Source organism: Streptomyces melanogenes (genome assembly GCF_014649795.1).
Taxonomy (GTDB): Bacteria; Actinomycetota; Actinomycetes; order Streptomycetales; family Streptomycetaceae; genus Streptomyces; species Streptomyces noboritoensis.
Genome location: NZ_BMTS01000002.1, coordinates 138,775 through 163,735 on the forward strand (window position 1 = coordinate 138,775; position 24,961 = coordinate 163,735).

The 24,961-nt window shown below is 70.1% G+C and carries 28 protein-coding genes and 1 pseudogene; 4 read left to right on the forward strand and 25 right to left on the reverse strand.

The window, feature by feature from the left end; all coding sequences use genetic code 11:
* Positions 1-37: 37 nt before the first annotated feature.
* Positions 38-1,054 (reverse strand): C40 family peptidase, encoded by a 1,017-nt coding sequence (locus IE252_RS04555; RefSeq protein ID WP_190088397.1) that lies wholly within the window; start codon positions 1,052-1,054, stop codon positions 38-40.
* Positions 1,055-1,360: 306 nt separating this feature from the next.
* Positions 1,361-2,149 (reverse strand): class I SAM-dependent methyltransferase, encoded by a 789-nt coding sequence (locus tag IE252_RS04560; protein WP_190087979.1) that lies wholly within the window; start codon positions 2,147-2,149, stop codon positions 1,361-1,363.
* 179 nt (positions 2,150-2,328) lie between these two features.
* On the opposite strand from IE252_RS04560, the gene mshA reads away from it, so the two are divergent.
* Positions 2,329-3,672: a D-inositol-3-phosphate glycosyltransferase gene (gene mshA, locus IE252_RS04565; protein ID WP_190087980.1), complete on the forward strand. Its 1,344-nt coding sequence runs from the start codon at positions 2,329-2,331 to the stop codon at positions 3,670-3,672.
* Positions 3,665-4,165: a type III secretion system chaperone family protein gene (locus IE252_RS04570; RefSeq protein ID WP_190087981.1), complete on the forward strand. Its 501-nt coding sequence runs from the start codon at positions 3,665-3,667 to the stop codon at positions 4,163-4,165. Before mshA ends, IE252_RS04570 begins: the two co-directional genes overlap by 8 nt.
* Positions 4,166-4,504: 339 nt before the next feature.
* On the opposite strand, the pseudogene IE252_RS04575 reads toward IE252_RS04570, so the two are convergent.
* From IE252_RS04575 to IE252_RS04615, 9 genes and pseudogenes are all read right to left on the reverse strand, one after another.
* Positions 4,505-5,665 (reverse strand): annotated as a pseudogene (locus tag IE252_RS04575) (MDR family MFS transporter); the annotation flags it as partial.
* A 153-nt stretch (positions 5,666-5,818) separates the two neighbouring features.
* Complete coding sequence (locus IE252_RS04580; protein ID WP_190087983.1) at positions 5,819-6,262, reverse strand: NUDIX hydrolase; 444 nt, start codon at positions 6,260-6,262, stop codon at positions 5,819-5,821.
* Positions 6,259-6,912: a dTMP kinase gene (locus IE252_RS04585; protein WP_190087984.1), complete on the reverse strand. Its 654-nt coding sequence runs from the start codon at positions 6,910-6,912 to the stop codon at positions 6,259-6,261. The genes IE252_RS04580 and IE252_RS04585 overlap by 4 nt, the downstream gene beginning before the upstream one ends.
* The gene (locus IE252_RS04590; RefSeq protein WP_190087985.1) at positions 6,909-8,411 is read right to left on the reverse strand and encodes a B12-binding domain-containing radical SAM protein; all 1,503 of its coding nucleotides are present in this window, start codon (positions 8,409-8,411) and stop codon (positions 6,909-6,911) included. Before IE252_RS04590 ends, IE252_RS04585 begins: the two co-directional genes overlap by 4 nt.
* Complete coding sequence (locus IE252_RS04595; RefSeq protein ID WP_190087986.1) at positions 8,368-9,207, reverse strand: DNA glycosylase family protein; 840 nt, start codon at positions 9,205-9,207, stop codon at positions 8,368-8,370. Before IE252_RS04595 ends, IE252_RS04590 begins: the two co-directional genes overlap by 44 nt.
* 19 nt (positions 9,208-9,226) lie before the next feature.
* Positions 9,227-9,715, reverse strand: coding sequence for an ATP-binding protein (locus tag IE252_RS04600; RefSeq protein ID WP_190087987.1), 489 nt, complete (start codon positions 9,713-9,715; stop codon positions 9,227-9,229).
* On the reverse strand, positions 9,712-10,095 hold the full coding sequence (locus IE252_RS04605; RefSeq protein WP_190087988.1) for a hypothetical protein: 384 nt from the start codon (positions 10,093-10,095) through the stop codon (positions 9,712-9,714). The genes IE252_RS04600 and IE252_RS04605 overlap by 4 nt, the downstream gene beginning before the upstream one ends.
* 344 nt (positions 10,096-10,439) lie before the next feature.
* The gene (locus tag IE252_RS04610; RefSeq protein ID WP_190087989.1) at positions 10,440-10,643 is read right to left on the reverse strand and encodes a DUF397 domain-containing protein; all 204 of its coding nucleotides are present in this window, start codon (positions 10,641-10,643) and stop codon (positions 10,440-10,442) included.
* A 9-nt stretch (positions 10,644-10,652) separates the two neighbouring features.
* Positions 10,653-11,507, reverse strand: coding sequence for a helix-turn-helix domain-containing protein (locus tag IE252_RS04615; RefSeq protein ID WP_190087990.1), 855 nt, complete (start codon positions 11,505-11,507; stop codon positions 10,653-10,655).
* A 247-nt stretch (positions 11,508-11,754) separates the two neighbouring features.
* On the opposite strand from IE252_RS04615, the gene IE252_RS04620 reads away from it, so the two are divergent.
* Complete coding sequence (locus IE252_RS04620; RefSeq protein ID WP_190087991.1) at positions 11,755-12,192, forward strand: ATP-binding protein; 438 nt, start codon at positions 11,755-11,757, stop codon at positions 12,190-12,192.
* The gene (locus IE252_RS04625) at positions 12,189-12,389 is read left to right on the forward strand and encodes a hypothetical protein (protein ID WP_190087992.1); all 201 of its coding nucleotides are present in this window, start codon (positions 12,189-12,191) and stop codon (positions 12,387-12,389) included. Before IE252_RS04620 ends, IE252_RS04625 begins: the two co-directional genes overlap by 4 nt.
* A 465-nt stretch (positions 12,390-12,854) precedes the next feature.
* On the opposite strand, the gene IE252_RS04630 is transcribed toward IE252_RS04625, so the two are convergent.
* The 14 genes from IE252_RS04630 to IE252_RS04695 all read right to left on the reverse strand — a co-directional run bounded on the left by IE252_RS04630 (position 12,855) and on the right by IE252_RS04695 (position 24,772).
* Positions 12,855-13,109 (reverse strand): hypothetical protein, encoded by a 255-nt coding sequence (locus IE252_RS04630; protein WP_190087993.1) that lies wholly within the window; start codon positions 13,107-13,109, stop codon positions 12,855-12,857.
* Positions 13,106-13,369: a hypothetical protein gene (locus IE252_RS04635; RefSeq protein WP_190087994.1), complete on the reverse strand. Its 264-nt coding sequence runs from the start codon at positions 13,367-13,369 to the stop codon at positions 13,106-13,108. Before IE252_RS04635 ends, IE252_RS04630 begins: the two co-directional genes overlap by 4 nt.
* Positions 13,370-13,436: 67 nt before the next feature.
* Positions 13,437-14,330, reverse strand: coding sequence for a peptidoglycan-binding protein (locus IE252_RS04640; RefSeq protein ID WP_190087995.1), 894 nt, complete (start codon positions 14,328-14,330; stop codon positions 13,437-13,439).
* 64 nt (positions 14,331-14,394) lie between these two features.
* Positions 14,395-16,089 (reverse strand): hypothetical protein, encoded by a 1,695-nt coding sequence (locus IE252_RS04645; RefSeq protein ID WP_229848003.1) that lies wholly within the window; start codon positions 16,087-16,089, stop codon positions 14,395-14,397.
* A 42-nt stretch (positions 16,090-16,131) separates the two neighbouring features.
* Positions 16,132-16,986 (reverse strand): hypothetical protein, encoded by an 855-nt coding sequence (locus IE252_RS04650; RefSeq protein WP_190087996.1) that lies wholly within the window; start codon positions 16,984-16,986, stop codon positions 16,132-16,134.
* Complete coding sequence (locus tag IE252_RS04655) at positions 16,986-18,020, reverse strand: hypothetical protein (protein WP_229848004.1); 1,035 nt, start codon at positions 18,018-18,020, stop codon at positions 16,986-16,988. Before IE252_RS04655 ends, IE252_RS04650 begins: the two co-directional genes overlap by 1 nt.
* An 81-nt stretch (positions 18,021-18,101) precedes the next feature.
* Positions 18,102-19,085: a hypothetical protein gene (locus IE252_RS04660; RefSeq protein ID WP_190087997.1), complete on the reverse strand. Its 984-nt coding sequence runs from the start codon at positions 19,083-19,085 to the stop codon at positions 18,102-18,104.
* 10 nt (positions 19,086-19,095) lie between these two features.
* Positions 19,096-20,004, reverse strand: coding sequence for a phage tail family protein (locus tag IE252_RS04665; protein WP_190087998.1), 909 nt, complete (start codon positions 20,002-20,004; stop codon positions 19,096-19,098).
* Between the two features lie 3 nt (positions 20,005-20,007).
* Positions 20,008-22,419, reverse strand: a complete 2,412-nt coding sequence (locus IE252_RS04670; RefSeq protein WP_229848046.1) for a phage tail tape measure protein — start codon at positions 22,417-22,419, stop codon at positions 20,008-20,010.
* A gap of 233 nt (positions 22,420-22,652) precedes the next feature.
* On the reverse strand, positions 22,653-23,144 hold the full coding sequence (locus tag IE252_RS04675; RefSeq protein ID WP_190088000.1) for a DUF7426 family protein: 492 nt from the start codon (positions 23,142-23,144) through the stop codon (positions 22,653-22,655).
* Positions 23,144-23,665: a phage tail tube protein gene (locus IE252_RS04680; protein WP_190088001.1), complete on the reverse strand. Its 522-nt coding sequence runs from the start codon at positions 23,663-23,665 to the stop codon at positions 23,144-23,146. The genes IE252_RS04675 and IE252_RS04680 overlap by 1 nt, the downstream gene beginning before the upstream one ends.
* Before the next feature lie 11 nt (positions 23,666-23,676).
* Positions 23,677-24,108, reverse strand: coding sequence for a minor capsid protein (locus IE252_RS04685; protein ID WP_190088002.1), 432 nt, complete (start codon positions 24,106-24,108; stop codon positions 23,677-23,679).
* Positions 24,105-24,452: a hypothetical protein gene (locus tag IE252_RS04690; protein WP_190088003.1), complete on the reverse strand. Its 348-nt coding sequence runs from the start codon at positions 24,450-24,452 to the stop codon at positions 24,105-24,107. The genes IE252_RS04685 and IE252_RS04690 overlap by 4 nt, the downstream gene beginning before the upstream one ends.
* Positions 24,449-24,772: a hypothetical protein gene (locus IE252_RS04695; protein WP_190088004.1), complete on the reverse strand. Its 324-nt coding sequence runs from the start codon at positions 24,770-24,772 to the stop codon at positions 24,449-24,451. Before IE252_RS04695 ends, IE252_RS04690 begins: the two co-directional genes overlap by 4 nt.
* Positions 24,773-24,961: the final 189 nt, after the last annotated feature.

Genomic DNA, 24,961 nt, shown 5'->3' on the forward strand with positions numbered 1-24,961 from the left:
ATCCCGCATCCGATCCCGCATCCGCTGGCGCGTCCGGCTACTTGTCCGGGCGCACGACCCCCAGGATCGGCATCGTGCCCGCGCCCGCGACCGTCACGTTCCGCCCCGGCCGGGGAGCGTGCACGATCGCGCCGTCCCCCACGTACATCCCGACGTGCGTCGCGTCCGAGAAGTAGATGATGAGATCGCCCGGTCGCATGTCCTTGATGGCGACATGCGGCAGTTGTGCCCACTGCTCCTGCGAGGTGCGCGGAATGCCCCGGCCCGCCGCGAGCCACGCCTGGGACGTGAGGCCCGAGCAGTCGTACGACTTCGGTCCCTCCGCTCCCCACACGTACGGCTTGCCGATCTGGTCGGTGGCGAACGCCACCGCCTTGCGGCCCTGCTCGCTCGCCCTGCCGTTGATCTCCTTCAATATCCCCGAACTGAGCCAGTCCGTCTGCGCCTTGTACTGCTGCTGGCGCTCCAGCTCCGCCAGCCGCTCGCGCTCCTTCGCCTCCAGCTGGGACTCCAGCTTCTCGGCGGCCGCGATCTTTCCGGTGATCTCCTTCTTGGCGGTCTCCTTCTTGACCCGGTTCGCCTCCAGCTTCTTCCACTGGGCGGAGGCGTCCTTCGAGTACTGCGCCAAGTCCTGTTGCGTACGGTTCAGTTCGGCCAGCATTCCCTGCCCGGCCTGCTGGCCCTGGCGCAGCCGGTCGGCGCCGTCCAGGAAGCTGTCCGGGTTGCCGCTGAGCATCATCTGGGCGCCGAGCGGCAGCCCGCCCGTGCGGTACTGCAACCGGGCCGTCGCCCCCGCCTGGTCCTTCAGCTGCTTGATCCGCTGCTCGCCCTTGACGATCGCCTGGGCGATCTTCACGATCTCGGCCGACTGGAGCTTGGTCTGCTCCTGGGCCTGGTTGTACGCCTCGGTCGCGACCGCCGCCTGCCGGTAGAGCTCGTCTATCTCCTTGCGCACGTCGTCGAGGCTCTTCGACGACAGCGGCGGAGCCGGGGGAGCGGACGACGTGGTCGGGTCCGGCTGCGGATTCGGCGCGGCGAACGCCGTCGCCGGCATCGCGAGCACGGTCAAGGCGCACACCACGGTGATCGCGGTGGCCAAGCGGTGCGGCTGCACTAAGTCTCCCCCTCCAACAACCGGACAACACCAGGCAGAACGGTATGTGATTTACCGTCAGTAACATTCTGGCAACGTCGTGATGGTGCCATGCCGTCCCCCAAAACGACAGGGGCGGACGGGCACCTCACGGGTCACCCCCCGCGAATGGGACGAACGACGGGCGCGGTGCGTTCCCCTCCAGGCCGCCCGCCCCCGGCATTCACTCGTGCGAGGTCAATCGGCCCCGGTCCGGTACGCCGGGGTTCACCCCCGAGGGGCCAGCGCCTCCCACTCCACCGTGACCTCCCCCTGCCGCCACCGCCGCGGCCCGTCCCGCAGCGGCCAGTCCGCCGCCAGGTCCCGGACCGCCCGGATCCACCGCTGCCGCGCGCCCAGCGAGGCGTACGGGGCCGCCGCCGCCCACGCCCGGTCGAAGTCGCGCAGGAACGCGTGGACCGGCTCGCCCGGCACGTTCCGGTGGATCAGCGCCTTCGGCAGCCGCTCCGCCAGGTCGGACGGGCGCTCCAGGGAGCCCAGCCGGGTCGCGAAGGTCACCGTGCGCGGGCCCGACGCGTCCAGCGCCACCCACACGTGCCGCCGCCCGATCTCGTCGCAGGTGCCCTCGACCAGCAGCCCGCCGTCCGCGAGCCGTCCGCACAGCCGCGCCCACACCGCCGCGACCTCGCCCTCCTCGTACTGCCGCAGCACATTGGCCGCCCGGATCAGCAGCGGCGGATGCGGCAGCGGCACCTCGAAGCCGCCGTGCAGGAAGGTGAGGCCCTCCCGCTCGTACGGCTTCGCGGCCGCGACCCGGGCCGGCTCGATCTCGATCCCGACCACCGACACGGCGGGCGCGGCGGTCCGCAGCCGCTGCAGCAGCTCGACGGCCGTCCAGGGGGCCGCCCCGTACCCCAGGTCCACCGCGACCGGCGCCTCGGCGCGGCGCAGCGCGGGCCCGTGGACCTCGGCGATCCAGCGGTCCATGCGGCGGAGCCGGTTCGGATTGGTGGTGCCGCGCGTGACGGTGCCGACGGGTCGCTTGGGTGGAGCCATACGACGAGGGTAGGCGCCCCTGATGAGAGGCGTGGGCGGGCAAGATTTCGGCAAAAGTGCGGGGAGGTGGAATGGAAGGAAGGGTTCCGGTGGTTACCGCCCATTGGGGGCGTGTGCAAGCCCTCGATGAGTTGTGCCCAGTGCCACCCGCCCTGCCCCTTGGTCGAGAGGACGTCGACGTGAGCCAGTACGTGTCCCGGTTCACCGGCACCCTGGCGGGGCCGCCCCGGCTCAGGCTCCCCGGGGGCCATCGCAGACCGCGGCGGATCGCCATGCTCAGCGTCCACACCTCGCCGCTGCACCAGCCGGGCACGGGCGACGCGGGCGGCATGAACGTCTACATCGTGGAGCTCGCCAAGCGGCTCGCCGCGATCAACATCGAGGTCGAGATCTTCACCCGGGCGACCACGGGCGGCCTGGCCCCCACGGTCGAGATGGCGCCCGGGGTGCTGGTCCGGCACGTGGACGCGGGGCCGTACGAGGGCCTGGCCAAGGAGGAGCTGCCGGCCCAGCTGTGCGCCTTCACCCACGGCGTGATGCAGGCCTGGGCGGGCCACCGGCCCGGCCACTACGACCTGGTCCACTCCCACTACTGGCTCTCCGGCCACGTCGGCTGGCTGGCCGCCCAGCGCTGGGGCGTACCGCTGGTGCACGCCATGCACACCATGGCCAAGGTCAAGAACGCCGCGCTCGCCGACGGCGACACGCCCGAGCCCGCGGCCCGGGTGATCGGCGAGACGCAGATCGTCGACGCGGCGGACCGGCTGATCGCCAACACCGCCGAGGAGGCCGACGAGCTCGTCCGCTTCTACGAGGCCGACCCCGGCAAGGTCGCGGTCGTCCACCCCGGTGTGAACCTGGACCGCTTCCGCCCGGCGGACGGCCGGGCGGCGGCCCGGGCCCGGCTCGGCCTGCCGCAGGACGCCGTGATCCCGCTCTTCGCGGGCCGCATCCAGCCGCTGAAGGCGCCCGACATCCTGCTGCGGGCGGTGGCGGTGCTGCTCACCGAGACCCCGTCGCTGCGCTCGCGGCTGGTGGTGCCGGTGATCGGCGGCCCGTCGGGCAGCGGTCTGGCGAAGCCGGAGGGGCTGCACAAGCTGGCGGCCCGGCTCGGCATCTCGGACGTGGTCCGGTTCCACCCGCCGGTGGGCCAGGACCGGCTGGCGGACTGGTTCCGGGCGGCGTCGGTGCTGGTCATGCCCTCGTACAGCGAGTCCTTCGGCCTGGTGGCGATCGAGGCGCAGGCGGCGGGGACGCCGGTGGTGGCGGCGGCCGTGGGCGGCCTTCCGGTCGCGGTCCGCTCCGGCGAGACCGGCTTCCTGGTCGAGGGCCATGACCCCGGCGACTACGCGCGCGCCCTGCGCCGCTTCCTGGACGACCCGACGCTGGCGGACCGGATGGGCGCGGCGGCCGCCCGGCACGCCGAGTCCTTCGGCTGGGGGACGGCCGCGTCGGCCACGGCGGACGTCTACACCGCCGCGATGCACGAACACCGCCGTCGCGTACGCTCGCACCATGGCTGATGCACTGGCTGTGATCGACGCGTACCTCAAGGACGCCGAGCTGGAGTGGGAGTCCCCCGGGCCGGGCTCGTACGTGGTGAAGCTGCCGGGCACGCGGAAGCTGTCCACGACGTGCTCGCTGCGGGTGGGTCGGCATTCTTTGTCGGTGAACGCGTTCGTGGTGCGCCATCCCGACGAGAACGCGGCGGGTGTCCACCGCTGGCTCCTTGAGCGCAACCTCCGCCTCTACGGCGTGGGTTACGCGGTCGACAACCTCGGGGACGTCTACCTCGCGGGCAAGCTCCCGCTCTCCGCGGTCACCCCGGAGGAGCTGGACCGCCTCCTGGGAACGGTCCTGGAGGAGGCGGACGGATCCTTCAACACGCTGCTTGAGCTGGGGTTCGCGTCGGCGATTCGGCGGGAGTACGAGTGGAGGGTGTCGCGGGGGGAGTCGACGCGGAACTTGGACGCGTTCGCGAACCTGACGCAACGCCCGGCTTCCCGGGGGGAGTAGCCCCCACCCCGCCCCTTCCCCAAATCCCTGGCCGGGCGGCTGGTTATTCGTCTGCGAGTCGGTGGCGGGCTGGTCGCGCAGTTCCCCGCGCCCCTGAAATGCTCGGCTTCGCCATCGCACTCGCCCTTACCCCCAGGGGCGCGGGGAACTGCGCGAGCAACCCAGCACGGTCCGCAGACGAAAGAAGCGGGGTGCAGGGGCCGCAGGCCCCGCGACGGGGTCCGGGGCGAAGCCCCGCCCGGGGGCTGGGGGCGTAGCCCCCGGGAAACCACCCTCGCCCCCACCCACCCCCGGAGGGTTTAGGGAAGGGGCGGGGAGGGGCCAAAAAGGCCGGAGCCACTACGCCGCCACGTTCTCCCGGCGTTCCCGTACCCCGCCCCCCGCCACCACATCCGCCTCGTTCCCCAGCCCCCGCATCAGCAGCCAGTAACCCCCCGCCGCCACAGACCCCAGCACCGCACACGCCCCCCACAACCAGTCCGCCCCGAAGTGGTCGACCACGAAGCCCGACATCAGGGGGGCCACCAGGGCCGCCACCGACCAGGACATCGTGTACACACCCTGGTAGCGGCCCCGTCCGTGCACGGGCGACAGGCGCACCACGAGTCCCGTCTGCGTGGGCGAGTTGACGATCTCGGCCAGCGTCCAGACGCAGATCGTCAGCGCGTACACCGCGACCGACCCGGCGAACGCCGTGAGCCCGAACCCGTACCCCGCCAGCAGCGACGACACGATCAGCAGCCGCCGCGGATCGCGGTGCTCGATCGCCCGCGTGACCGGGATCTGGACGGCGACGATCAGCACGCCGTTGACCGCGATCGCCAAGCCGAAGTCCGCGCTGGAGAAGCCGTCCGCGCCCATGGCGACCGGCAGCCCCACGTAACCCTGCTGGAAGATCAGGGAGATGAGGAAGGACAGGCCGACCACGCCCATGAAGCGGCCGTCGCGGAACACCGTCCCGAGCCCGACCTCCGGCTCGGCCCCCCGCTCGCGACTCCCCTTGAGCGGAGCGTCCGGACGGGACTCCGGCAGCTTCAAGAAGACGAGGACCGCACACGTCAGCGTCAGCGCGGCCTCCCCGAGGAAGCCCGCCAGATAGCTGTGCTGCGCGATGAAGCCCGCGCCCGCCGAGGAGACCGCGAACCCGAGGTTGATCGCCCAGTAGTTGAGCGAGAACGCCCGCATCCGGTCCTCGGGCTTCACGATGTCCGCCATCATCGCCTGGACGGCCGGGCGCGAGGCGTTGGAGGCCATGCCGACCAGGAACGCCACGGCGACGATCGCCGCCGGGTCGGTCATGAAGCCGAGCAGCGCCACCGAGAAGGCCGTCGCCGTCTGGGCGATCATCATCGTGGGGCGGCGGCCGAGCCGGTCGGTCAGGACGCCCGCGCCGAGCGAGGAGACCACGCCGCCCAGGCCGTGGAGGGAGACGACCAGACCCGCGTACGAGGCCGAGTAGCCGCGCTCGTGCGTCAGGTACAGCGTCATGAAGGTAACCATTGACTACGCCGTACGCAACGCGTTCCCCCCTGCGGCGCCTCGGATCGGGGCTCGGCCCGTTCGCTGTATCGGCAGGTTGCGCCGAACATGACGCCGCCCGCCAGTGCCCCCGGTGGGGGCTGCTGGCGGGCGGCGTGTGGGGCTGCTGGGGTCCTACGCCCATCCGTGTTCGGTCAGTGCCTCGGCGCCCTTGAGGTAGCCGTACAGGCCCGCGGCGGGGTACTCGATGATGTCCTCGGGTAGGGCGTCGACGGGGAACCACGTCAGTGCGAGGCACTTCTCGGGCTCGCGGTTGACCGGTTCGCCGGCCCACTCGGTCGCGAGGAAGAACAGCCCGATCCGCTCGACCTGCTCGCTCTGCTTGTGGTGCACGGTGTGCACGAGCCGCAGGTGCCCGGGGTCGACGTCGATCCCGGTTTCTTCGCGCAGCTCGCGGGCGGCGCCGACGGTGAGCGGCTCGCCCTGGTCGAGCTTGCCGGAGGGGGCGTGCCACCGGCCGTAGCCGTACGGTCCTCCGCGCTGCGAGAGCAGGATCATGTCGCCGTCGCGCAGGATCACGTGCGTGTCGATGACGGGGGCTGCGGGTGTGGGGCTCATGGGGTCACCGTGGGGTCGTCGTCGTGTGGGACGGGTGCGACGGTACCGCCGGACGGGGGCAGCGCGTCGGCGATTCGGCGCGCTACGTCCTTTGGGGCGATGGTGGTGGAGTCGAGTACGAGTACCTGTACGCCCATGCCCATGAGGGTCTGTGCTGCCTCGGCGTAGAGGTCGAGTTCGCGGCTCGGGGCGTCGGGGTCGTGGTGGAAGCGGTGGCGTACGCCGCGGGCGGCGAGGCGGGCGGCGATCACGGCCGGGTCGGCGGTGAGGATCACGGCGAGGTCGGGCAGCATGATTTCGCGGTTCAGGTCGAGCAGGTACTGCTCGGCGACGCCGTCGAGACGTTGCAGCACGAGCGACGAGGCGAGGTACCGGTCGGATATGACCGTGAATCCGGCGTCGCGCATCGGGCGCAGTTCGACCTCGACGTGTTCGTACCGGTTGGCGGCGACGAGGCAGGCAAGGGCGTGCCCGCGGAGGAACGCGGCGCTCGCGCGGGTGAACTGCCCGAGAGCGCTCTGCGTGGGCTCGCACGTGCGGTAGACGAGGCGGCCCTCGTTGCGTAACAGGCGGTCGAGTTCTTCTAGGGTGGTGGACTTCCCGACGGCGCCGGGGCCGTCGAGGCTGATGAACAGGCCGGGGTCGGTCATGAGGTCGCTCCGGCGAGGTTGCGTTCGTACTGCTCGCGGGTGACCTCGGCGAGGCGGTCGCGCAGCTCGGGCAGGGGGGTGCCGCCGAACTGGATGCCGACGGAGAAATTGAACTCGTCGCGTTGCCGCATCGACTCGTTGGCGCCGTTCTCGGTGAGGTCGACGTCGGCGTACGCGAGCATCTTCTCGGGGTCGTGGCCGGCGTCGACGAGGGGCTGCCAGACGGGGGTACCGGGGTAGGGGCGGAACTCGAAGGCTGAGGCTCGGAAGGTGCCGGGGGAGCGGTCGGCGATCTTCCACAGGTTGTGGATGTGCCGCATGGTTGCGTCGAGGTCTTCGGGCTGTTCGCCGGGGTAGCCCATGATGAAATACCCCTTCACGTTGATGCCGCGGGCGAGCATCCGTTCGGCGGCGCGCTCGGTCATCGCGGCTGTGATGCGCTTGTCCATCTGTTGCAGTACGCGGTCGCTGCCGGATTCGATGCCGAGGGCGACCTCGCGCAGCCCGCAGTCGGCGAGCTGGTCGAGCAGGGCGTCGTCGGCCTTGTCGATGATGTTGATGCGGCCGGTTGCGTCCCACACGTACCGGTCGCCGATGCCGTGGTTCTCGAATGCTTTCATCTGCGGCCGGATGATGACTTCGGCGCCGAGGAAGAGGTCGTCAACGAAGCGGAACGAGGTCGCGCCGTAGTCGCTGTGGAGCTGGTCAAGCTCGGCGATGATGTTCTCGGGGTCACGGACCCTGATTTTGATGTCGGGGTTCATGCTGTTGGCGGCGCCGCAGAACGTGCACTCGTAGTAGCAGCCGCGGCTGCCGCAGATGTTGCACTTCTTGCGGCCGTCCGATGCGGTGTACGGGTCTTGCGGTAGGAAGATCCGGTCAACGAACGGGATCTCGTCGATGGGCGGGGTCAACCATGCGTGATGGTCGGCCGGCGCGCACTTGCCGTAGTTGATCGTGTCGAGCAGGGGGTCGCGCCACCACACTTGGGGCAGGTCGGCGCGGCGGTGGTGATCGGTGAGCAGGGCCGCGACGCGGTTCTCGCCCTCGCCGATGACGAGGGCTTGCAGGCGGGACATGCGGGGGTCGCGGAGGATGCGGGTCGGCATGGCGCGGGCGTGGTGGCCACCGACCATGAGCATGATGTCGCGGTCGAGCTGCTCGGCGATCCGGGCGCTCATTTCGTAGGTCGGAGCGAGCAGGTTCATGCCGACCCATCGGGGGCGGGCGCGGTTGATGATGCGGGCGGTTTCGTCGATGCCGAGGCCGTGTGCCTCGGCGTCGAGGACCGCGACGTTCAGACCGGCGACGTCGCGGGCGTAGGTGGCGATGTAGGCCATGCCGAGCACGGGCAGGGTGTAGTCGTTGGTGCGCGGGCGCAGGCCGTAGTCGCGGAGCGGGGCGTTCACGAACAGTGCGTCGATGACGCGGTTCGGGTCGGCGCCGGCGATCAGGTCAGGGGTGGTGCGGTGTTCCTCCTGTGCGGGTAATACGGGCATGGCTCCCCCAAGTGAGAGTGAACAGGGTCAGGGCGTGCAGGTTGGTGCGGGCGGGCGCCCAGCGGCGCCAAAGGGCCTCGAACTCGCGCTCGGCGCTCGGCAGGGTGAGGCCAGGGGCGGCGCGGCCGGCCCAGGTGCGCACGGCTAGGTCGGCGTGCGGGTAGACGGAGTGGTCCCCGGTGAAGTCGGCCGCTGCTGCTGCGGCGGTCCACGGGCCGATGAACGGCACCTGTACGAGTTCCTTGATGAGGCTTTCGGGGTCGAGGGTGGTCCAGTGGGCGCCGTGGTCGAGGTAGGCGGTTGCGGCGGCGCGTAGGCCCTTGGCGTTGAACCGGGCACCTACTTGGGCGAACTCGTCGTCGGTGAGTTCGAGGACGATTTCCGGGGCCGGTACCAGGGGCAGGGGGCCCGCCGGGGTGTCGAACGTGTAGCCGTACGCGGAGTAGTAGGCACGGTGGCGCTTTCGCGCCTGCGCGGCGGTCACCACCTGGCGGAGGAGCGCGGTCGTGATCGCGTCCCACAGAGAGGGGTTGGTGAGCCGCGCCACCGTGCCGAGGGACACCAACTCGTCGAGGAGCAGCACGCCCTCGTCGGCCGTCGGGAGGTCAACGGCGGACGTGTAGGCGACGGGGGGCTGCTCGCCCTCGGTGCGGTCGAGCGCGCGCAGCAGCAGGTGCTCGCGCTCGGTCTCCCAGTGGGCGAGCCATGCGGCGCCCTGGTGCTCGACGATGCGTACCGGTTCGCCCGTGGGGGTCTCGTGCCAGCCGGGGTGTTCCGTGATGATTGTGGTGCTCATATGCTCAAGTCCCGTCGAACTAGCTGCGGTTGAACTGCTCAGTCTGCGGAATGCTCCCGAGGCTCGCGGGGGTTCGCGGCTGCTGGCGTCCGCGGAACTCGGCCCAAACGATCTTTCCGGGGTTTCGTGGCAGCACGCCCCACTCGTCTGACAGGGCGCCGACGATGGACAGGCCGCGGCCGGCGGTCGCGTCGGCCGCAATCGTGGTGCTCGGCGGCTCTCGCCAATTCGGTCCGCTGTCGTGCACTTCAATCCGCACCGTGTCCTCGAACGCCAGCAGCCGGACGAGGAAGAGGCGCCCGCAGGGCACGCCGTGCCTGACTGCATTGGTCGCTAGCTCGCTTGCGCAGAGCACCATGTCGTCGACGCGCGCCGGCTGTACCGCCCACGTGGTTGCGGTCTCACGCATAAAGTCACGGGCTGCACGGCTCGACTGACGCGACCTCAGAAACGCTCGATCGCGTGCGACACCAGGCACCGGGGCACCACGAAGATTCGGGCTACTCATGCGGTGGCCCCCTGGCGAGGGCAGTCAAGCGCGATACGGGTGTTCAACGCTTCGAGCGCGAGGAGTCGTGCGGGGCGTACCGACCACTCGATGACTGCGCCGCTTCCAAGTACGACGGTGAGGCCGCACGGTTCGCCCGCAGTGAGCAGCCCGAGCGCCTGGAGCCATCCGGATTCGGTCCACTCGACGGCGCGACTGATCTCCCGCGGGGTCATGCCGGCCGAGTGCGCGCCGCGCACGTCCACCCGGAGCAGGCGTACCGCGGCGCGAGCGGTGGGGAGTATGGACGGCGGGCGGAGTGGGGTCGCGCGGCGCGCGAGCGTCGAGTCGCGCCGAACCGCCTCGTACAGATATCCGGTCCTGCGGGTGACCTCGGGCAACGCGGACAACGTTGCCCCGTTGACGCCGATAAGACTGCTTGCCGCGCCCATGCCTGAGCCCTCCGGTATGGTGTCAACTTTGGCCCCTGCCGCGTGGTGACGTGATGCCGTTGGCAGGGGTTCAACCCTCGGGGGTTCCTCCCAACAGGCTTGCGAATGGGAAGAATTGCGCAGCAATCGACATCGCACATTGCGGGCGATCGACCATTGCAGCGCAGAGCGACCGTACTGCTACAGGTGATGAGCGGCAAGTGTGCTACGGGGCAAACTTGACGATTGGCATATGCAGATGCCCCCCGACCCGATGGGTCGAGGGGCACCGTTGCTACAGGAGGGGGCGAGGCTCAGCTCAGCAGGTAGTCGAACTCTCCTGCCTTGGCGCCGCGGAGGAACGCCGCGAGCTTTTCTCGGCTCGTGGTGATGACCACGTCGGGGTCATCGCTCTCGCGCATCTTGATCATGCCGTCGGCCGTGCCGAGTTCGAGGCAGTTCTCACCCTCGCCCCCGGAGAACGAAGACTTTTTCCAATTGATGGGAGATGCGCTCATGCCCGTTACTCACAGTTCCCTTGCGATGTGGTGGATGATCTGTCTCGACTCGTCCGGGGTGAGTGCTGCTTTCTCGGCGATGTCGAGCAGGGTTCGATATTTCTTCAACTCGGCTTCCGCGTCCAAGAATCGACCGCCCGAGGCGCTGTCGATCTGCACCGTGTCCAGTTCTGAAACCGGGCCGTAGGCGTAAAGGACGGGCTGCGTCACCTCGATAAAGTCCTCGCTCGTGAACGGAATGACCCGAATTTCGATGCTCGGCCGTTCTGAGACCTTGATCAGGTGTTGAAGTTGTTCGCGTACCACGGTGCGGCCCCCGAACCGCATCCGCAGTGCTGCCTCGTGGATGATCGCAGTGTACTGCGGGGGTGTCTCACGCTCGAAGATCGAAAACCGCCTGAGGCGGTGCTCGACTCGGGCCTCGATCTCATCCGCCGGGAGCTTGGGCATCACTCCGCCGAACAGGGCCCGTGCGTAGTTCTCGGTCTGGAAGGGGCCCGGAAAGGTAAAGCTCTGAGAGGAGCGCATTGCCTTCGCGTGAAACTCTAGCTCGGCAACGTTCAGCCAGTTCGGATCGAGTTTTCCTCGGAATTCGTCGAACCAGAATTGCCCGCGGTGCTCAAGCGCTATTTCGCAAAGGGCGTCAACTAGCGGCATGTTGTCGCACTGGTAGAAGGTGCACATGCGTCGGATTCGATCGGTGCTGACTCCGATGCGGCCCGCTTCCATGTGCGAAATCTTGGCTTGGTCGATCGACAGAAGGCCGGCCGCCTCGCGAGCAGTCCGGCCCGCAAGTTCGCGCAGCCTGCGCAGCTCCGTTCCGAGCCGCTGCTGCCGCGCCGTCGGGTTGTCCCTCGGTGGCATAGTCCCTTCCCCTGTCGGTCCCATGAGTCTGCCGGGTAACGGTGCCATGGGTCTACCCAATCTGCCCAAGAGGGGGGCGCATGGTTGCCCCGGGGCATGTTTGACCCCTACAGTCCGAGCAGTACCGCGCCACGTCAGTAAGCCCGAAGTGCAGCCGCGGGGGCCGCCGTTGGTGTGCCCTGCCCCGGGGAGCGGCCGATGCCACGCATGGCGAGCGCGAGTCTGGACCGCGTTGGGAGACGACGAAATGACCATGACTGCATTACCGCCTGCGCCGCCCCCTGAGCTGGGCGTGAGTTACCGCATGACGGCGCCGCGCGCCGCGACCACACCCAAGATCATTCGAGACTGGCTTGTGCTGCTGCTGGCCACCTTCGGGCACGAGGACATCGCCGAACAGCTCCGACTGTGCGTGTCCGAGGTGGTCACGAACGCCTACCACCACACGCGTACCGCCCTGATCACGGTTGATGTGTCCCTGGGCTCATCCGGGGTCACTGTCTGGGTGAACGACGACCGTCCCGAGTGGCTACCCCGTCCGCCCCGCACCGCGCCACCGTGGCGATCAGAGCACGGACGCGGCCTGTTCCTCCTGTCGCGGCTCGCAGACCGATGGGACGTCAGCGCCAACGGCGCCGGTACGAAGCGCCTTAGCTTCACCATCGACTACAAGGGGGCGGCGTGAAGATCGAAGAGAACATCGGCGCCGTATTCAGGCCCGGCGAGGCCGACGGCGAGCACGCCGTGTGGCTGGTCAACGGTCAGAACATCCCGCTCTGCGAGGTGCCCGAGTCCGACGCTGTCAGTCTCGTACTCGAACTCGCCGAGCTGCTCGGTCTGTTCGTGTGCCGCCGCGAGGCATTGAGCGAGGCGGCCGAATGAGGTTCGAACCCGTTGTCGTCGGCGTGGTCTCGATCGCCGTCAGTCTCGGTCTGCTCGTCCTTACTGCTGTGTGGGCCTCGCTGCCGAGCGCTCGCCGTGCAGTGACGCCGGCGCCGGATCGCCCCGGAAGAAAATACCGCTGCTACTGCTGGAAAGAGCCCGTTCTCGTGCTCGTCGAGGCGCAGGTGCCCCCGGACGTCGAGGCGTCACCGACACCGCGCAGGCGCCACGCGAGGCCATCCAAGACAGACCACGCCGCCCGCCCGGATAGTGCCTCCCACGCGGGGGCGGGCGGCGGTGGAAGGGGAGCACATCCCGTGCACGCGGTCGCGTAGATCACCCGCACGGTGACCCCAGGCAGGGGGCCCTCGACGAGTGCACCGTCGAGGGCCCCCTCGCCTGTCTCCAAAACAAAAAAGGGCGCCCCCGCCACCGGCACGAGGCCGGGGCGGGGGCGCGCAGTGTTCAGCGGGCGGCGGTCTGCCAGAGGGTGAGGGCGAGGCCGATTACGGCGACCAGGGCGAGGACGCTCGGGAGCGGCCACCGGGTCTTTTCGAGGGCGTCGAGGCGTGCCTCGTGGTCGGCGAGCTGCCGGTCGACTTGGTCGCCCCGCTGTACGACGAGAGCGAGCTGCCCGTCGAGGCGGGCGAACCCTGCCTCGACGACTCCTCGCAGCCTTTCGAGTTCGAGGGCGACGTCGGACGGAGAGGGGTCGGTCACGGGCGACCGTCCGGCCGGCGGCCTAGGGCGAGCAGCTCGGCGTCGGCGCTCGGGGCGGCGCGCAGCCACGCGGGCAGCAGGGCCTCGACCACGGGCAGCGCCATGACGCGGGTTACTCCACCTGCGACAGCGAGGGTCAGGCCGACGCCGGCGGCGGTCTGGGGAATGCCTGCGGCGTCGATGATCAGGGGGAGTCCGGCGGCGAGGGCGAGCACGGTCTGCACGACGGTGCGTACGGTGCGACGGGTTGCGTCAGTCATGGGTGATGCCTTTCCACAGGGCGGGGACGGCCCGCCCGCGGTCGCGGGCGGGCCAGGGGGCAGGGGGTCAGACCTTGGGGACCTTGAGCGCGGCCCACGAGGACGGGCCGGGCCATCCGTCGGCGTCGTCGCCGGAGTAGCCGAGGTGGCGCTGCCATGCGGCGTACGACTGGCGGTCGGACTCGGTCCACTGAGGGCCCGGTCCCTGCGAGTAGCGGCTGCACCCGACGGCGACGAGGCGCCGTCCCATGGCGGTGATGAGCGGCGAGCGTGGGTTCGCCTTGAACCAGCCGACACCAGGAAACGGGGCGTACTGCGTGGCCGGGGGCGGGGTGGGCTTGGGCTGCTCGGGCGTGCGGCCGAGGCGGTTGTCGATCCGCTCGCGCATGTCGTCCATGGACCAGCCGCGCGGGTCGCTCTTCCAATCCGACCACTCCTTGTGGCCGATCACGGATGCGGCCGACCACCCGTAGACACGGCAGATCGCCGCCGAGGTGCGCTCGATCGCGTCGAGCTGCTCGGCCGGCCACGGGTCGGCGCCGTCGCCCAGGTTCACGCACTCGAACCCGTAGTACCTTGCGTTTCCGTCGACGGCGCCGGGCGAGCCCTCGTGCTTGGTGGTCGCGGGCAGGTCGCCCTCGGCGATCACGGCGTCGAGCACGCGTGCGTCGCCCCCGCCGGCATGGTTCGCGCGGCCGGCCGAGATCAGGTAGACCGTGCCGTCCTTCGCGATCACGCCGTGACAGAGCGGCCCGGGGAGTTCCGCGTATCCGTCGTAGCAGAGGCGTACTGAGGCGTCGGTGCCGCTGCTCACGGTGTGGTGGATCATCACGCCGTTGATCGGGCCGAAGGCTCCCTTGTGGTTGCGGTTGTGGGTGCGCCACGAGCCGTACTCGACGACGCGTACGCCCTCGGTGCGCAGGGCCTCGACGAGTCGATCGGGGGACAGGGGCTGTGCCATGTGGGGTGTCTCCAGACATGAAAAGAGCCCCGGCCAGAGGCACGGGGCTTACGAGGAAGGGGAGTTAAGCGAGGGCGCACCAGAAGCGGTTGGCGCCGTTCTCCATCGAGGCGACGGTGATCGTTGCGGGCGCGGTGGCGGCGCCGGCGGTGTAGACGCCGAAGCGGCGCACGGGGGTCTGCCCGAACACGTTGGGCGGGGCGCCCGCGCCGCTCTCGGCGGCGAGGAGCATCGGGCCGTCGCCGGTGCCGGTGTTGTACTGCCAGCGCGAGGCGACGTAGTAGACGCCGGCGGGCGCTGCGTAGGACGCGGTCAGGGGCGAGCTGATCGTCGCCCCGCCGGCCGTGTGGACCTCGGCCGGTTCGTAGGTGGCGGTGGACATGTCGCCGGTTGCGGCCACGCGGGTACCGGCCGAGTCGTAGATCGCGGCCCATGAGCCGGTGGTGAGTCCGCCCGCGTATCCGGTGGCGAACCACACGATGCGGGTCACGGTGACCGGGACGCGCAGGATGACGGCGGTTACCCGAATGGGGCCGCTGCCGGGGTAGAGGGCGGTCGACTGGCCGAGGGCGGGGTCGAATGCCCACGTGAGCAGACCGTGATCGGACGGGAGCCACTCGCCGCCCCCGAGCGCGTCGACGTAACTCTTCCTCGTGAGGTGGTTCGCGGTGGTCGGCGCGGCGGTGGTCGAGGGAATGGCGCTGAACGTCTTACCGCCGCTGATCGTCTGCGTTCCGGCGAGCAGGACGGCGGCCGAGGTCTGCGCGTACCGGGCGTCGGCCGCGGTCTGGTCGAGCGCGCCGACGTCTGCCGCGGAGAGTACGACGACGCCGGTTTTCGAGTTGACGGAATCGACGGCGCCCCCGCCCCCAGTAGTGGGGAGCTGCGCCGCGGGCACCTTGCCGTCGGCGCCGAGCGTGGCGACGCCGGACGGGGCGCCGGCCGCGGAGGTTGCGAGGGCGCCGACGTCGGCCGCGGACAGGGTCACGGCGGCGGCGCTCTTGCCGTTCACGGACTGCACGACGCCGCCGGGCCCGGGGGCGCCGGTCTGCCCGGTCGCTCCGGTGTCTCCCTTGGGTCCGCGGAGATTGCCGACCGCGGAACCCCACCCGGACGCGCCGCGCTGCCAGAGGTCGCCGGTATCGGTGCGCAGCAGCATGTCGCCCGGTCGGGTGCCGGTGCTCGGCGTGCTCGCCGTGTTGACGTACCAAGCTGCGCCGCGGATGTCGCCGCCGAGCTGCGCCCATGTTCCGGCGCTGCGCTGCCATGTCGAGACGGTCGTCGAGGTGACGCCGAGCACGGTCGAGGATTCGTAGCGCACGTATAGGTCGCCGTCGACGCCGAGGCCGGCCGCGGGCGCGGCGGCGCCGCTGTAGATCCGCGACCCGGGGGCGCCGGTCGGGCCTGTGTCGCCACGGGGTCCCGGTACCCCGACGTAGTTCGGTTTCGTCGGGTCGGTGGGGGCGATGTCGGCGAGGTCGACCTCGGGCTGCGCGCGCGGTAGCAGGATGTTGTACGAGCGGCCGATGGGGATTCCCGAGAGCTGCTCGGTCACGATGTACGCCCACCCGTTCGGTTCCATGTCGGGGGCGTCGGTGGCGGGCAGGGTGACCTCGATCGAGCCCTGCGCGTCGAGCGGAGTGCTTACGGGGCCGCCGAGGATGACGTCGGCCTGCGGAAAGGTGAGGGTCGCGGGGGCCCGGAACACGAGTGCCCCCGACAGCGGCGTGCCGTCGGGGGCGAGGAACCGTGCTCTCACGGTCACCGTGGGTATGGACGGGGGCAGCAGGGCGGAGCCTCCTTAGTCGTCGATGGTGTGCAGTCCCTGCTCGGGAGGAGCCGGCGGGGGCATCTCGGGAGGCGGTCCGACGGGCGCGCCGAGGAACGTCGCCCCCTTGGCCGCGGCAGCGGCGGCCGGCGGCGGGGTGGGGGACTCGTCGGCCTCGAAGGTGTTGCGGGTGTACGCGTTGAACACGCGGGTCTCGATGCCGGACCCTGCTGTCTTGACGCGGTGCTGGATGTTCCATCCGACGTAGTCGAGGAACCCGACACCGTTGAGCGGCTGCACGATCGTCTTGTTCACCCACGTGTTCGCGGGCACGTCGTACTCGGCGACCGCGACCTCGCCCCCGCTCGGGGGAAGCATGTTCACGCGGACCTGCCCGCCCCCGGGGGCGGAGATGCTCGAAATCGTGATGATGGCGACGGCGTTGTGAGCGGCGGCGCCGCCCACCCATCCGTACTGGTAGCTGGTGCCCTCCGTCCCCTGCTGCTTGGTCGGGAACAGTTGGATCGGCATCCACGGGCGGCCGAGAAACTCGCGGTTGTAGTAGTCATCCATCAAGATCGGTTGGCCCGAGCGTGAGAACGTGCGGACCATGTTGGAGCCCTCGCCGCTGCCGCCGATGCTCAGTGCGAGGGTGCCGTCGGACCGCTGCATTCCCACCCCGTAGGCGCCATCCCAGTGACGCCCCACGGCAAAGATGCCGGTACCGTCCGGGGCCCGCACTTCGAGTGATCCGCCCTCGGCGATCTTGACCGGGCCGTTCGTGATCTCGTTGAGGGCGGGGCGCATGTTGGCGCGGCCGGTCAGTTCGCGCACCTTGCGTTCGAGTTCGCGGATGCGGTCGAGCAGGTCGAGCGGGATCGCTGCCACTAGGCGGCCTCCAAGTAGAGCTTTGCGGTCTCGGGCCGGCCGCGCAGGGGTGGACTGATGGCGAGGCCGACGACGCGGTATCGCTGGTCGAGGCCCTCGGCCCACCACAGATCCCGGATACGTACGCGGACGGTCGAGCCGAGCAGCGCGGGCGACAGGGCGACGCGATCGAGAGCGATGGTGAGTTCGGGAATCGGCCGCGGTGTGAGGGCGGCGGCGAGGTCGGCGCGGGCGTGCGCGGCGAGGGTGCCCGGGTCGGTCACGGTCGTGTAATCCGAGGTTCCGTCGAGGCGCGGCCATCCGGCGGCGAGCTGCTCGTCGTCGACGAGTAGCTCGCTCATCAGGGGCAGGGACTCGGCGGCCTGATTCTTGTTGTCGGACGCGCCGCGGGACTGCCAGACGTTGGCGCGCACGGTCGCGTCGATGGGCCAGTCGTAGGAGAGGACCGGCCCGGGGTGGTCGAGGACGATCTCGGACTCGCCGGTACGGATCACGGGAGTCCCGAGCTGCAAGCCCTTGACGCGTCGGCCGCTGCCCGTGTCGCGGTAGCTCGCGATCCTCCATTCGAACCCGTCCTCAAGCGAGGCGAGTTGGTCGATGACCTCGCGGATTCGTGGCTGGTCATAGCGCCGGTACGTCCGGTCGCGCAGGACTCCCGAAACCTGCTCGTCGTACTCGATTCCGATATCGCCGCCGCTGAGACTGGCGCTGTAGTCGATCAGTCCTCGCACGAGGTCGAACTGATCAACAGCGTTGGCCTGCTGCGTGTGAAGGATTGCGCGGTGGTCGAGGTAGGACGCCCACCCGCCCGCCTGTATCCGCAGGCTGAGGTCACCCCGCGCGCCGCTCGTCAGGTTGGCGGTCCACGGGATACCGCCCCACCAGATGTCAGGGCCTCGCTCGATCCACATCGCGGTACGGCCGAGGTCGAGTGCGGAGCGGACGCGGGCGGCGATCTGTGCGTTCGGCAGGGGCACGGTCACGGCGGCCGAGCCGATTTTGCCGAGGTAGTCGTCGAGTGACACATCGGTCACAGGAAGGACGTCGAGAACCTGGTCGGTGCGCAGGTCGCACAGGACGACCCGGTACGCGGGGGCGGTCAGACGATCACCCTCTTACGCGTCGAGGGGGTACGTCACCCCGGAGAGTGCGGCCCACGTGGTGAGCCCGGTACTGGAGATGAGCCGTAGCTGCCCGTTGGTCTGCGCGTCGAGCTTGATCGCGGCGCCGCCCGCGGCGATCGGTACGGACGTGAGGGCGGCCGGCCGGCAGTTCGCGGGGAGCACTGCGGCGAGCAGGTTCCCCGTGTTGGGCGGTGAGCCCGAGGTCGCCCACGACACGCCGCCCCGCAGCTGTAGACAGGGGACGCCGGCGACGACGATCCGTCGGTACTTGATGTCGCCCTGGGCGTTGCCGTTGTTGGTGAAGCCCGAGGCGAGGGTGAGCGGCGTCCACCCGACGGTGGGTTCGAGGGGCTGCCACGCCGAGCCGTCCCACCGGTCAAGACCGGTCCCGTTGTCGCGGTACTGACCCGCGTACGCGCCGGCGAAGCTCAACCCCCAGCCACGGGGGATCACCCCTCCATATGCGGCGGTGTAGCGGCGACGGTCGGCGAGGGCCGACGCCCACGTGATCCCGCCCGTTCCGGCCGAGGTACCGGCCGGAACCGTGATGTCCCACAGCCGCAGCGTTGCGGCCGGCAGCGTTGGGGGGACGGGGGTCGCGGTGGCGGCGCCCTGCACGATCTCGGCGCGGGCGAGGGTCTGTCCGGTGTTGTCGTACGTCGTGTCGTAGACGCGCAGCACCACGGAGTCGATCCGCGCGAACTGGGCGTGTCCGTCGCCGACGGTGAGGGTCTCGGGCGCCGTGACGGCGACGGGGTACGCCCCTTGAGCGTCGGCCCCTTGGACCAGGGCGCGGCCGACGGCGAGCTGCACCTGCATGGCGGCGGCGCCGGTCGCGGCGAGGGCGGTTCCCCCAGCGATCACGCCGTCGCGGGAGCCCAACGCGGTCTCGGGCGCCATCACGCCGAGCGGTACGAGGCGGGTGTCTTCGCGGGTCTGTCCCGCGGCGAGCAGCCATCCGGCACGGACGGTCAAGGGGTCCTCCTTACCAGTGGGCGGAGCGCCATCGGATCGAGCACGAGGCGCGGGGGTCGGTGGTGCCGGGCGCCGCGCGGAACAGAAGCGAGGTCGTACCTGGGGCGAGGACGAACAGGCTCTCGGGGATGCTGCGGGCGGTCGCGGTGTAGAGCCGCGCGGCGGTTCGGTTCAGCGTCACCGTGCCGTCGCGGGTGTCGACGAGCAGCTCGTCGTCGAGGGCGAGGTCGATGTCGTACTCGATCGCCGCGCCCGTGGCGAGGTTGGTCACGGACGGCAGGGAGACCGGGCCCCGGATTGCGATCACCGGGTGCGCGGGGGCGTCGCCCTCGTTGACGGTGAGGAGCGAACCCGTGCTGCCGGGGGCGCCGAAGTTGAGCGGGTAGAGCAGCCGTTCCGGGCCCGGGGTCACCTGCCAGTCGAGGCCCGGTTCGGCCGCCGGCAGGCGCGCCTCGACCTGCTGCTCGACGAGGCTGTACCGGCGGGGGTCGCTTGCCTCGAACTGCAACGCTGCCCCCTGCACGATGCCGATCGCGTACCCGCCCACACCGACGGGGATCGAGCGGCGCAGGCAGCGGGCAAAGGAGAGCAGGGGCGGCTCGTCGTCGAGCTGCACGACGAGCGGCTGCTCGTCGTCGCGGAGGGCGGTCGCCGCGCGCAGGGCGCGCACGGCGGCGCCCATCCGGCGCGGCTCGGTTCGGATCACCATGTCGTCGACCGTGATCGTCCGCGGCTGCGCGAGCAGCCGGCCGGGGTAGGCGCCGTGAGCGTCGGATCGCGGGACGGTGCCCGAGTCGACGCCGGGGGAGTCCTCCCACCCTTCGAGGGTCCGCCACCGGTAGGCGGTGCCGGGGCCGAGCAGCAGTGCGTCGCCGAACTGGACGTGCCCGGGGGAGGTGACGCGATCACCGGCGGCCATCGCTCACCCCCGGCCCTTGGCGTGCCAGGCGAGCGCCGCCGCGGTCTGGTCCGCGGTCGCCGTGCCGGCGTTCCAGTTCTCGATGTGGACAGCAGGACCGCCCCAACCCCCGCCCGTGCTGCCGCCGTTGGCGGGCGTGCCCGCGGTGGCGAACTGCGGGCCGGCGGGCACCGAGACGAGTCGGCGCATGGTGCGGTCGATCGCGGGGGCACCGGCCTTGATTCCCTCGACGATTCCCGCGGGAATGAACTTGCCGATTTTGTCGCGCATGAGACGACTCGGAGAGTGAATTCCGAGCGCCTTTGCGATCGGCCCTGGAATGAGATTTTTGGCCCAAGACATGAGGGTTGAACGCAGCCAACTGCCCATGGCCTTGATGCCATTCCACAAGCCCATGATCAGATCACGGCCGCTGTCGTACAGCATCGAGCCAAAATTTCCGAAGTAGCCCGCGATCATTCCGGGCAGGCCGCGGACCCAATCCAGCATTTCACCGGCCTTGCGGACGGTGCCCGACTTGATGGAATCCCAATGCTTGATGATCAGCCCGACGAGCGTCCAGTTTAGGAAGAAATCGAGGATGCGCCCCGGGATGCCCCGGACCCATTCGACGGTTGCATTCCAAGCGGATACCGTGCCGCTCTTGATCGCGTCCCAATGCTTGATGATCAGCCCGACTAGCGTCCAGTTCAGGAAGAAATCGAGGATCATCTGACCGACCCACTTGAGCTTTCCCCACACCCAATCCCAAGCGGCCGACGTCGCCGAAACGATGGTGTCCCAGTTGGCAACGACAAGCGCGACGATGCCGACCACGGCGGCGATGACAAGCGCTATCGGGCCCATGGCCAGCAGCCAGGCAGCGGCTATCCGGGCGCCCTGAATCAGGGATTGCGTGCCCATCAGAACCCACGCCCCGACCACCCGCAGCGCAGCAGCGCCGGCGCTCACACCCTGGGAGACCCACCCGGCGAGCATCATCGCGTTGAGCGCGACGAACCGCGCCGCGGCTGTGACGCCGGCCGCGGTCTGCATGGCCCAACCAGTGACAACGGCTGTTGTGGTCGTCCACGCGGTGATGCCGAGCGCGACGAGCGTCGGCAGCATCAGGAGCGTGATCACGCCGGCGGCGATCGAGAGCGCCGTCGAGTGCTCGGAGATCCACCCCACCGACGCGCGCAGCGCGCCGCCGAGGCCACCCTCGCCGATCCAGTCGGCCGCCTTTTCGAGGGCGGGTACAACGTAGTTTCCAAGGACGGTAACGACTTTATCGATTGCCGCCCGCTTGAATACCTCGAACTTTGTCGCGGCGTTGTCGCGCATTGCGTCGCCCGCCGCGTCCGTCGCGCCCTTGACGTTGCCCAGAGCGGCGACGGCGGTTTTCGGGTCGAGCTTAAAAAGGGCTTGCTGTAGGTCCTCGGCCTTGGTTCCGAAAAGGGCGACCGCGGTCGCATTTCGTTCGGCGGGGTCCTTGATTGCCTTGATGCGGGTAAGGACTTCGCCGAGGGCTTTCGAGGCTTCCGGTCCACCCTTGGTGAACGTCTTTGCCATTACATCCGCGTTGAGCCCGATGGACTGGAAAGCCTCTACGCTTCCCTTGCTCATGTCCTTCGAGCGAATCGCGAATTCTTTCAGTGCGTCAGCGACCGTATCCGCGTCGCGCGCACCGCCTTGCAGGCCCTGCTGCATGAGGCCCATCGCGGTCTGTGCGTCGAGCCCCAGGTCGCGAAATTGAGTCGGGTATTCCGCGAAAGTGTCGAGCAAATCCTCGGCCGCATTGGTGCCCGACTGGCTGCCCTTTACAAGGACGTCCATCGCCTCTTCGGCGTTTTTCGCGATGCCGGATTTCAGCATCACGCCGACCGCGCGACTGACTTTTCCGACGTCCTCGCCCATGACCGAGGCGGTGTCAGCGACGCGGGTCGCCATCTGCTTGATCTGGCCCTGCGTCGCCTCGGGCGGCAGCAGGCCCTGCTGCGCGATCCCTTTCAGGATGTCGGCGCCGTCGGCGACCGACTCGACGATCGCGCCCGAGTACAGCGCGCCGGCCACCTTGCCGTACTCCTTGGCGACGGGGCCCGAAGTGCCGAGCTGCGCCTGCAACTTCCCGGCGACCTTGCCCCGGTCCATGGCTTCGGCGATGCCGCCCATGAGCGCAGAGCCGATCGCCCCGCCGACCGCGGCGGCGGCGAAACCTTTCAGCGCGGCCCCCATGCCGGAGGACGCACGCTCGCCGCCGTCGGCCGCGCCCTCGGCGAGACCGTCGCCGAGACGGTCGCCCGCCTCTTGGCCTGCCTGATCGGCGGCGGCGGCGATCTGGTCGCCGCCCGCCTGTACGGCAGCACGGGCGCGGGCCATCCCGGCATCGGCGCCGGAATCGTCGATCGTGATTGTGGCGGCGAGCTCGCCCACCATGAGGGCCACGGGTGGTCACCTCCTGGCGGGTGCACCTCCCGTCGGGGAGGCATCGGGCGGAGGGGTGAGCACCCGGGCGAGGCGAGACTCGGCCGAGAGAAGAGCGAGGATGCGCACGCGCAGCCACCGCCAGGAACGGGCACGCAGCAGCCCGGGGTCGCCTACGTCGATGCCGTAGACCTCATGCAGATCAGCCTCGACGAGCGGCCACTCGGCGAGGATCGCCGCCCACGTCAGTGACGCTTGCGGCCCTTCTTGCCCGCGCCGCGGGCGGGTACCGGGCGGGTACTCGTACCACTCGTAGAGCCCCGACTCGGCGTCGAACTCGCCGCACCCGATGGGTTGCTGCGGCGGGCCGCCCGGTTCGGGGCCAGACGAGAAGGGTCGCCGGCCGCGGTCCAATAGCGCTCGGCCGCGGCCTTGTCCTGCGCGATCCACACCATGGCGGTGATCGCCGAATGTTTGAGCGTCGGCCACTTAACGCCGTCGGCGATCATCTCGTCGTGAGCGGGCCCGAGTACGTCGCGGTACAGGTCACGCTCGGCGGCGTCACCGAGCACCTGCTCGTCGGCGCGCCCGCCGTCCGCGGCGACCGCCGCGGCATGGATGAGCGCCTGTGTCCGCAGGCCGATCTCGGCCGACGGGGCAGGCACGGTGTAGATGCGGCCGGCGATCGGTAGCTCGATCGATTCGTCGAGAAGCTCGCCGAGTTCCTCGAACGCCACTAGCTGTCACCCCCCTTGGCGGCGAAGGTTCCGCCACCGGCCGCGGGGTTGGTGATCTCGACGAGCGGACCGGACCCGGTCAAGGTGACCTTGATCGTGTCGACCTCGTCGGGGCCCCCGCCGTCCGGCTCCCAGGTGACGAGGGCGGAACCTTCCTGCGCGTCCGGGGCGCCGTTGCGGTCGTAGTACCGCACGCGGACATAGGACTTGGCGCCGAACGAGCGGCTCGCCTTCCGCAGGGCTTCCTGCGCGGCGTTGAAAACCCCGGTCGTCGGGTGTGCGCGGTGCGCGATCGTGGTCTCGATGGACCACGCGAGCATGGTCACGGCCTGCTCGCTCCAGCCCTCGGCGTCGTAGGTTGTCACCTCCTGCTGCGTCGGCTCGATCTTCGGAGTGAACTCGGTGATCCCGGGGACCAACGTCCACACCGGGGTATTGGGCGTCGTGCCCATATCCAGCTCAAGGCGGTAGCGGCGCGCGAGGGCGGTTACGGTCTCGGCCGGGGGCGTCGGGGTGCTCAAGTGGGCGCCTCCTATTCGAGGTTGGGGTGCGCCCGGTGGGCGCGGGCGTAGTAGTTGGCGGTCCGCTCCCAGCGGCCGGCCGAGTCGGCGCCGATCGGGGCGGCCGAGACGCGAAAGACGAGCTGCACGGGGACGGCGCCGAAGCGGTGCGGGCCACTGCCGTGCAGCACCTCGTGCACCTGGTCGTCGAGGGCGTCGACCTCGCGGGGGTCGGCCCCCGCGCGGGTGCGCGCCTGAATCCCAGTGGTCGTGTCGGTGAGCACGGGGGAGTCGGTGACCGGGTAGGCGGCGAGGCAGATCACGCGGTCGGGAACCGGGGGAAGAGCGGCGATGGTGATCGCGGTCTCGCCCGCGGCGTACACGCCGTCGGGGCGATAGATGCCAACGCCGGCGGAGTGCAGCAGGCGGGCGAGACCGTCGAGCAAATCGACGGAATAGGTCATCGCAGCGCGCGCCGGATCTGCGCGGCGATCAGGGCCTGCACCTCGCCGGCGGTCTCAGGCAGAACCGACTCGACGTACTTCGCGGAGCGGCCGGGGGAATGCCGGGCGGTCATGTCCTCGTGGACCCGCGCGGCGTACGGGGTGTCGTAGCTGACGGCGGCGGTCATGGTGGCCTCGTCGACCGACGTCGCGCCGGACCGTTCGAGGGTGCCCTCGGCGATCGGTACGCGCTGCCTGCTCGCGGCGAGCACATGCTCGGCACTGAGCAGCAGCCCACGGGCGGCGGCCTGCTTGATCGCGCCGGTGGCGGCGTCGCCGTTCCAGCGCAGGCGGGCGCGGCTCATTCGCACATCACCTCCGCGCAGCTCGGTACGGGCAGGCCCGGGGCGGTGTGGCGGGTGATCGAGAGTGCGGTCGCCGTCCGGCCGTCGGGCAGGGTGACCCGTGATCCGGGCGGACAGTCGAGATCGGGTGCGGCGATGATCTGCGCGCTACTGGTGACCTCGCGCCCATCGGGTGCGCGCACCATGCGGACGGCGGGCGAGACGAGGGCAGGCACTGCGGGGACGGGGGCGCCGTAGCGCGGCCCGTAAGCGCCGTCGCCGAGGTACGGCTCGATCGTGATCCGGTGGCGCAGCAGCACCTCGGGGATACGGCTCACCATCCGATCACCCGCCCCGGGGTCAGACCCGCGCGGCGCAGCGCCCGGTCGGCGCGCGGAGCGAGTTCGACGCCGGCCGCCGCGGTGCGCGAGCTGCGCCCCGACAGGCTCACGGGGCCGATACTGACCGAGGCCCACTGTCCGCCGGCGCCGGTCCCGTCATCGCCGCCGGCGAGCTGGTACTCGACCTGT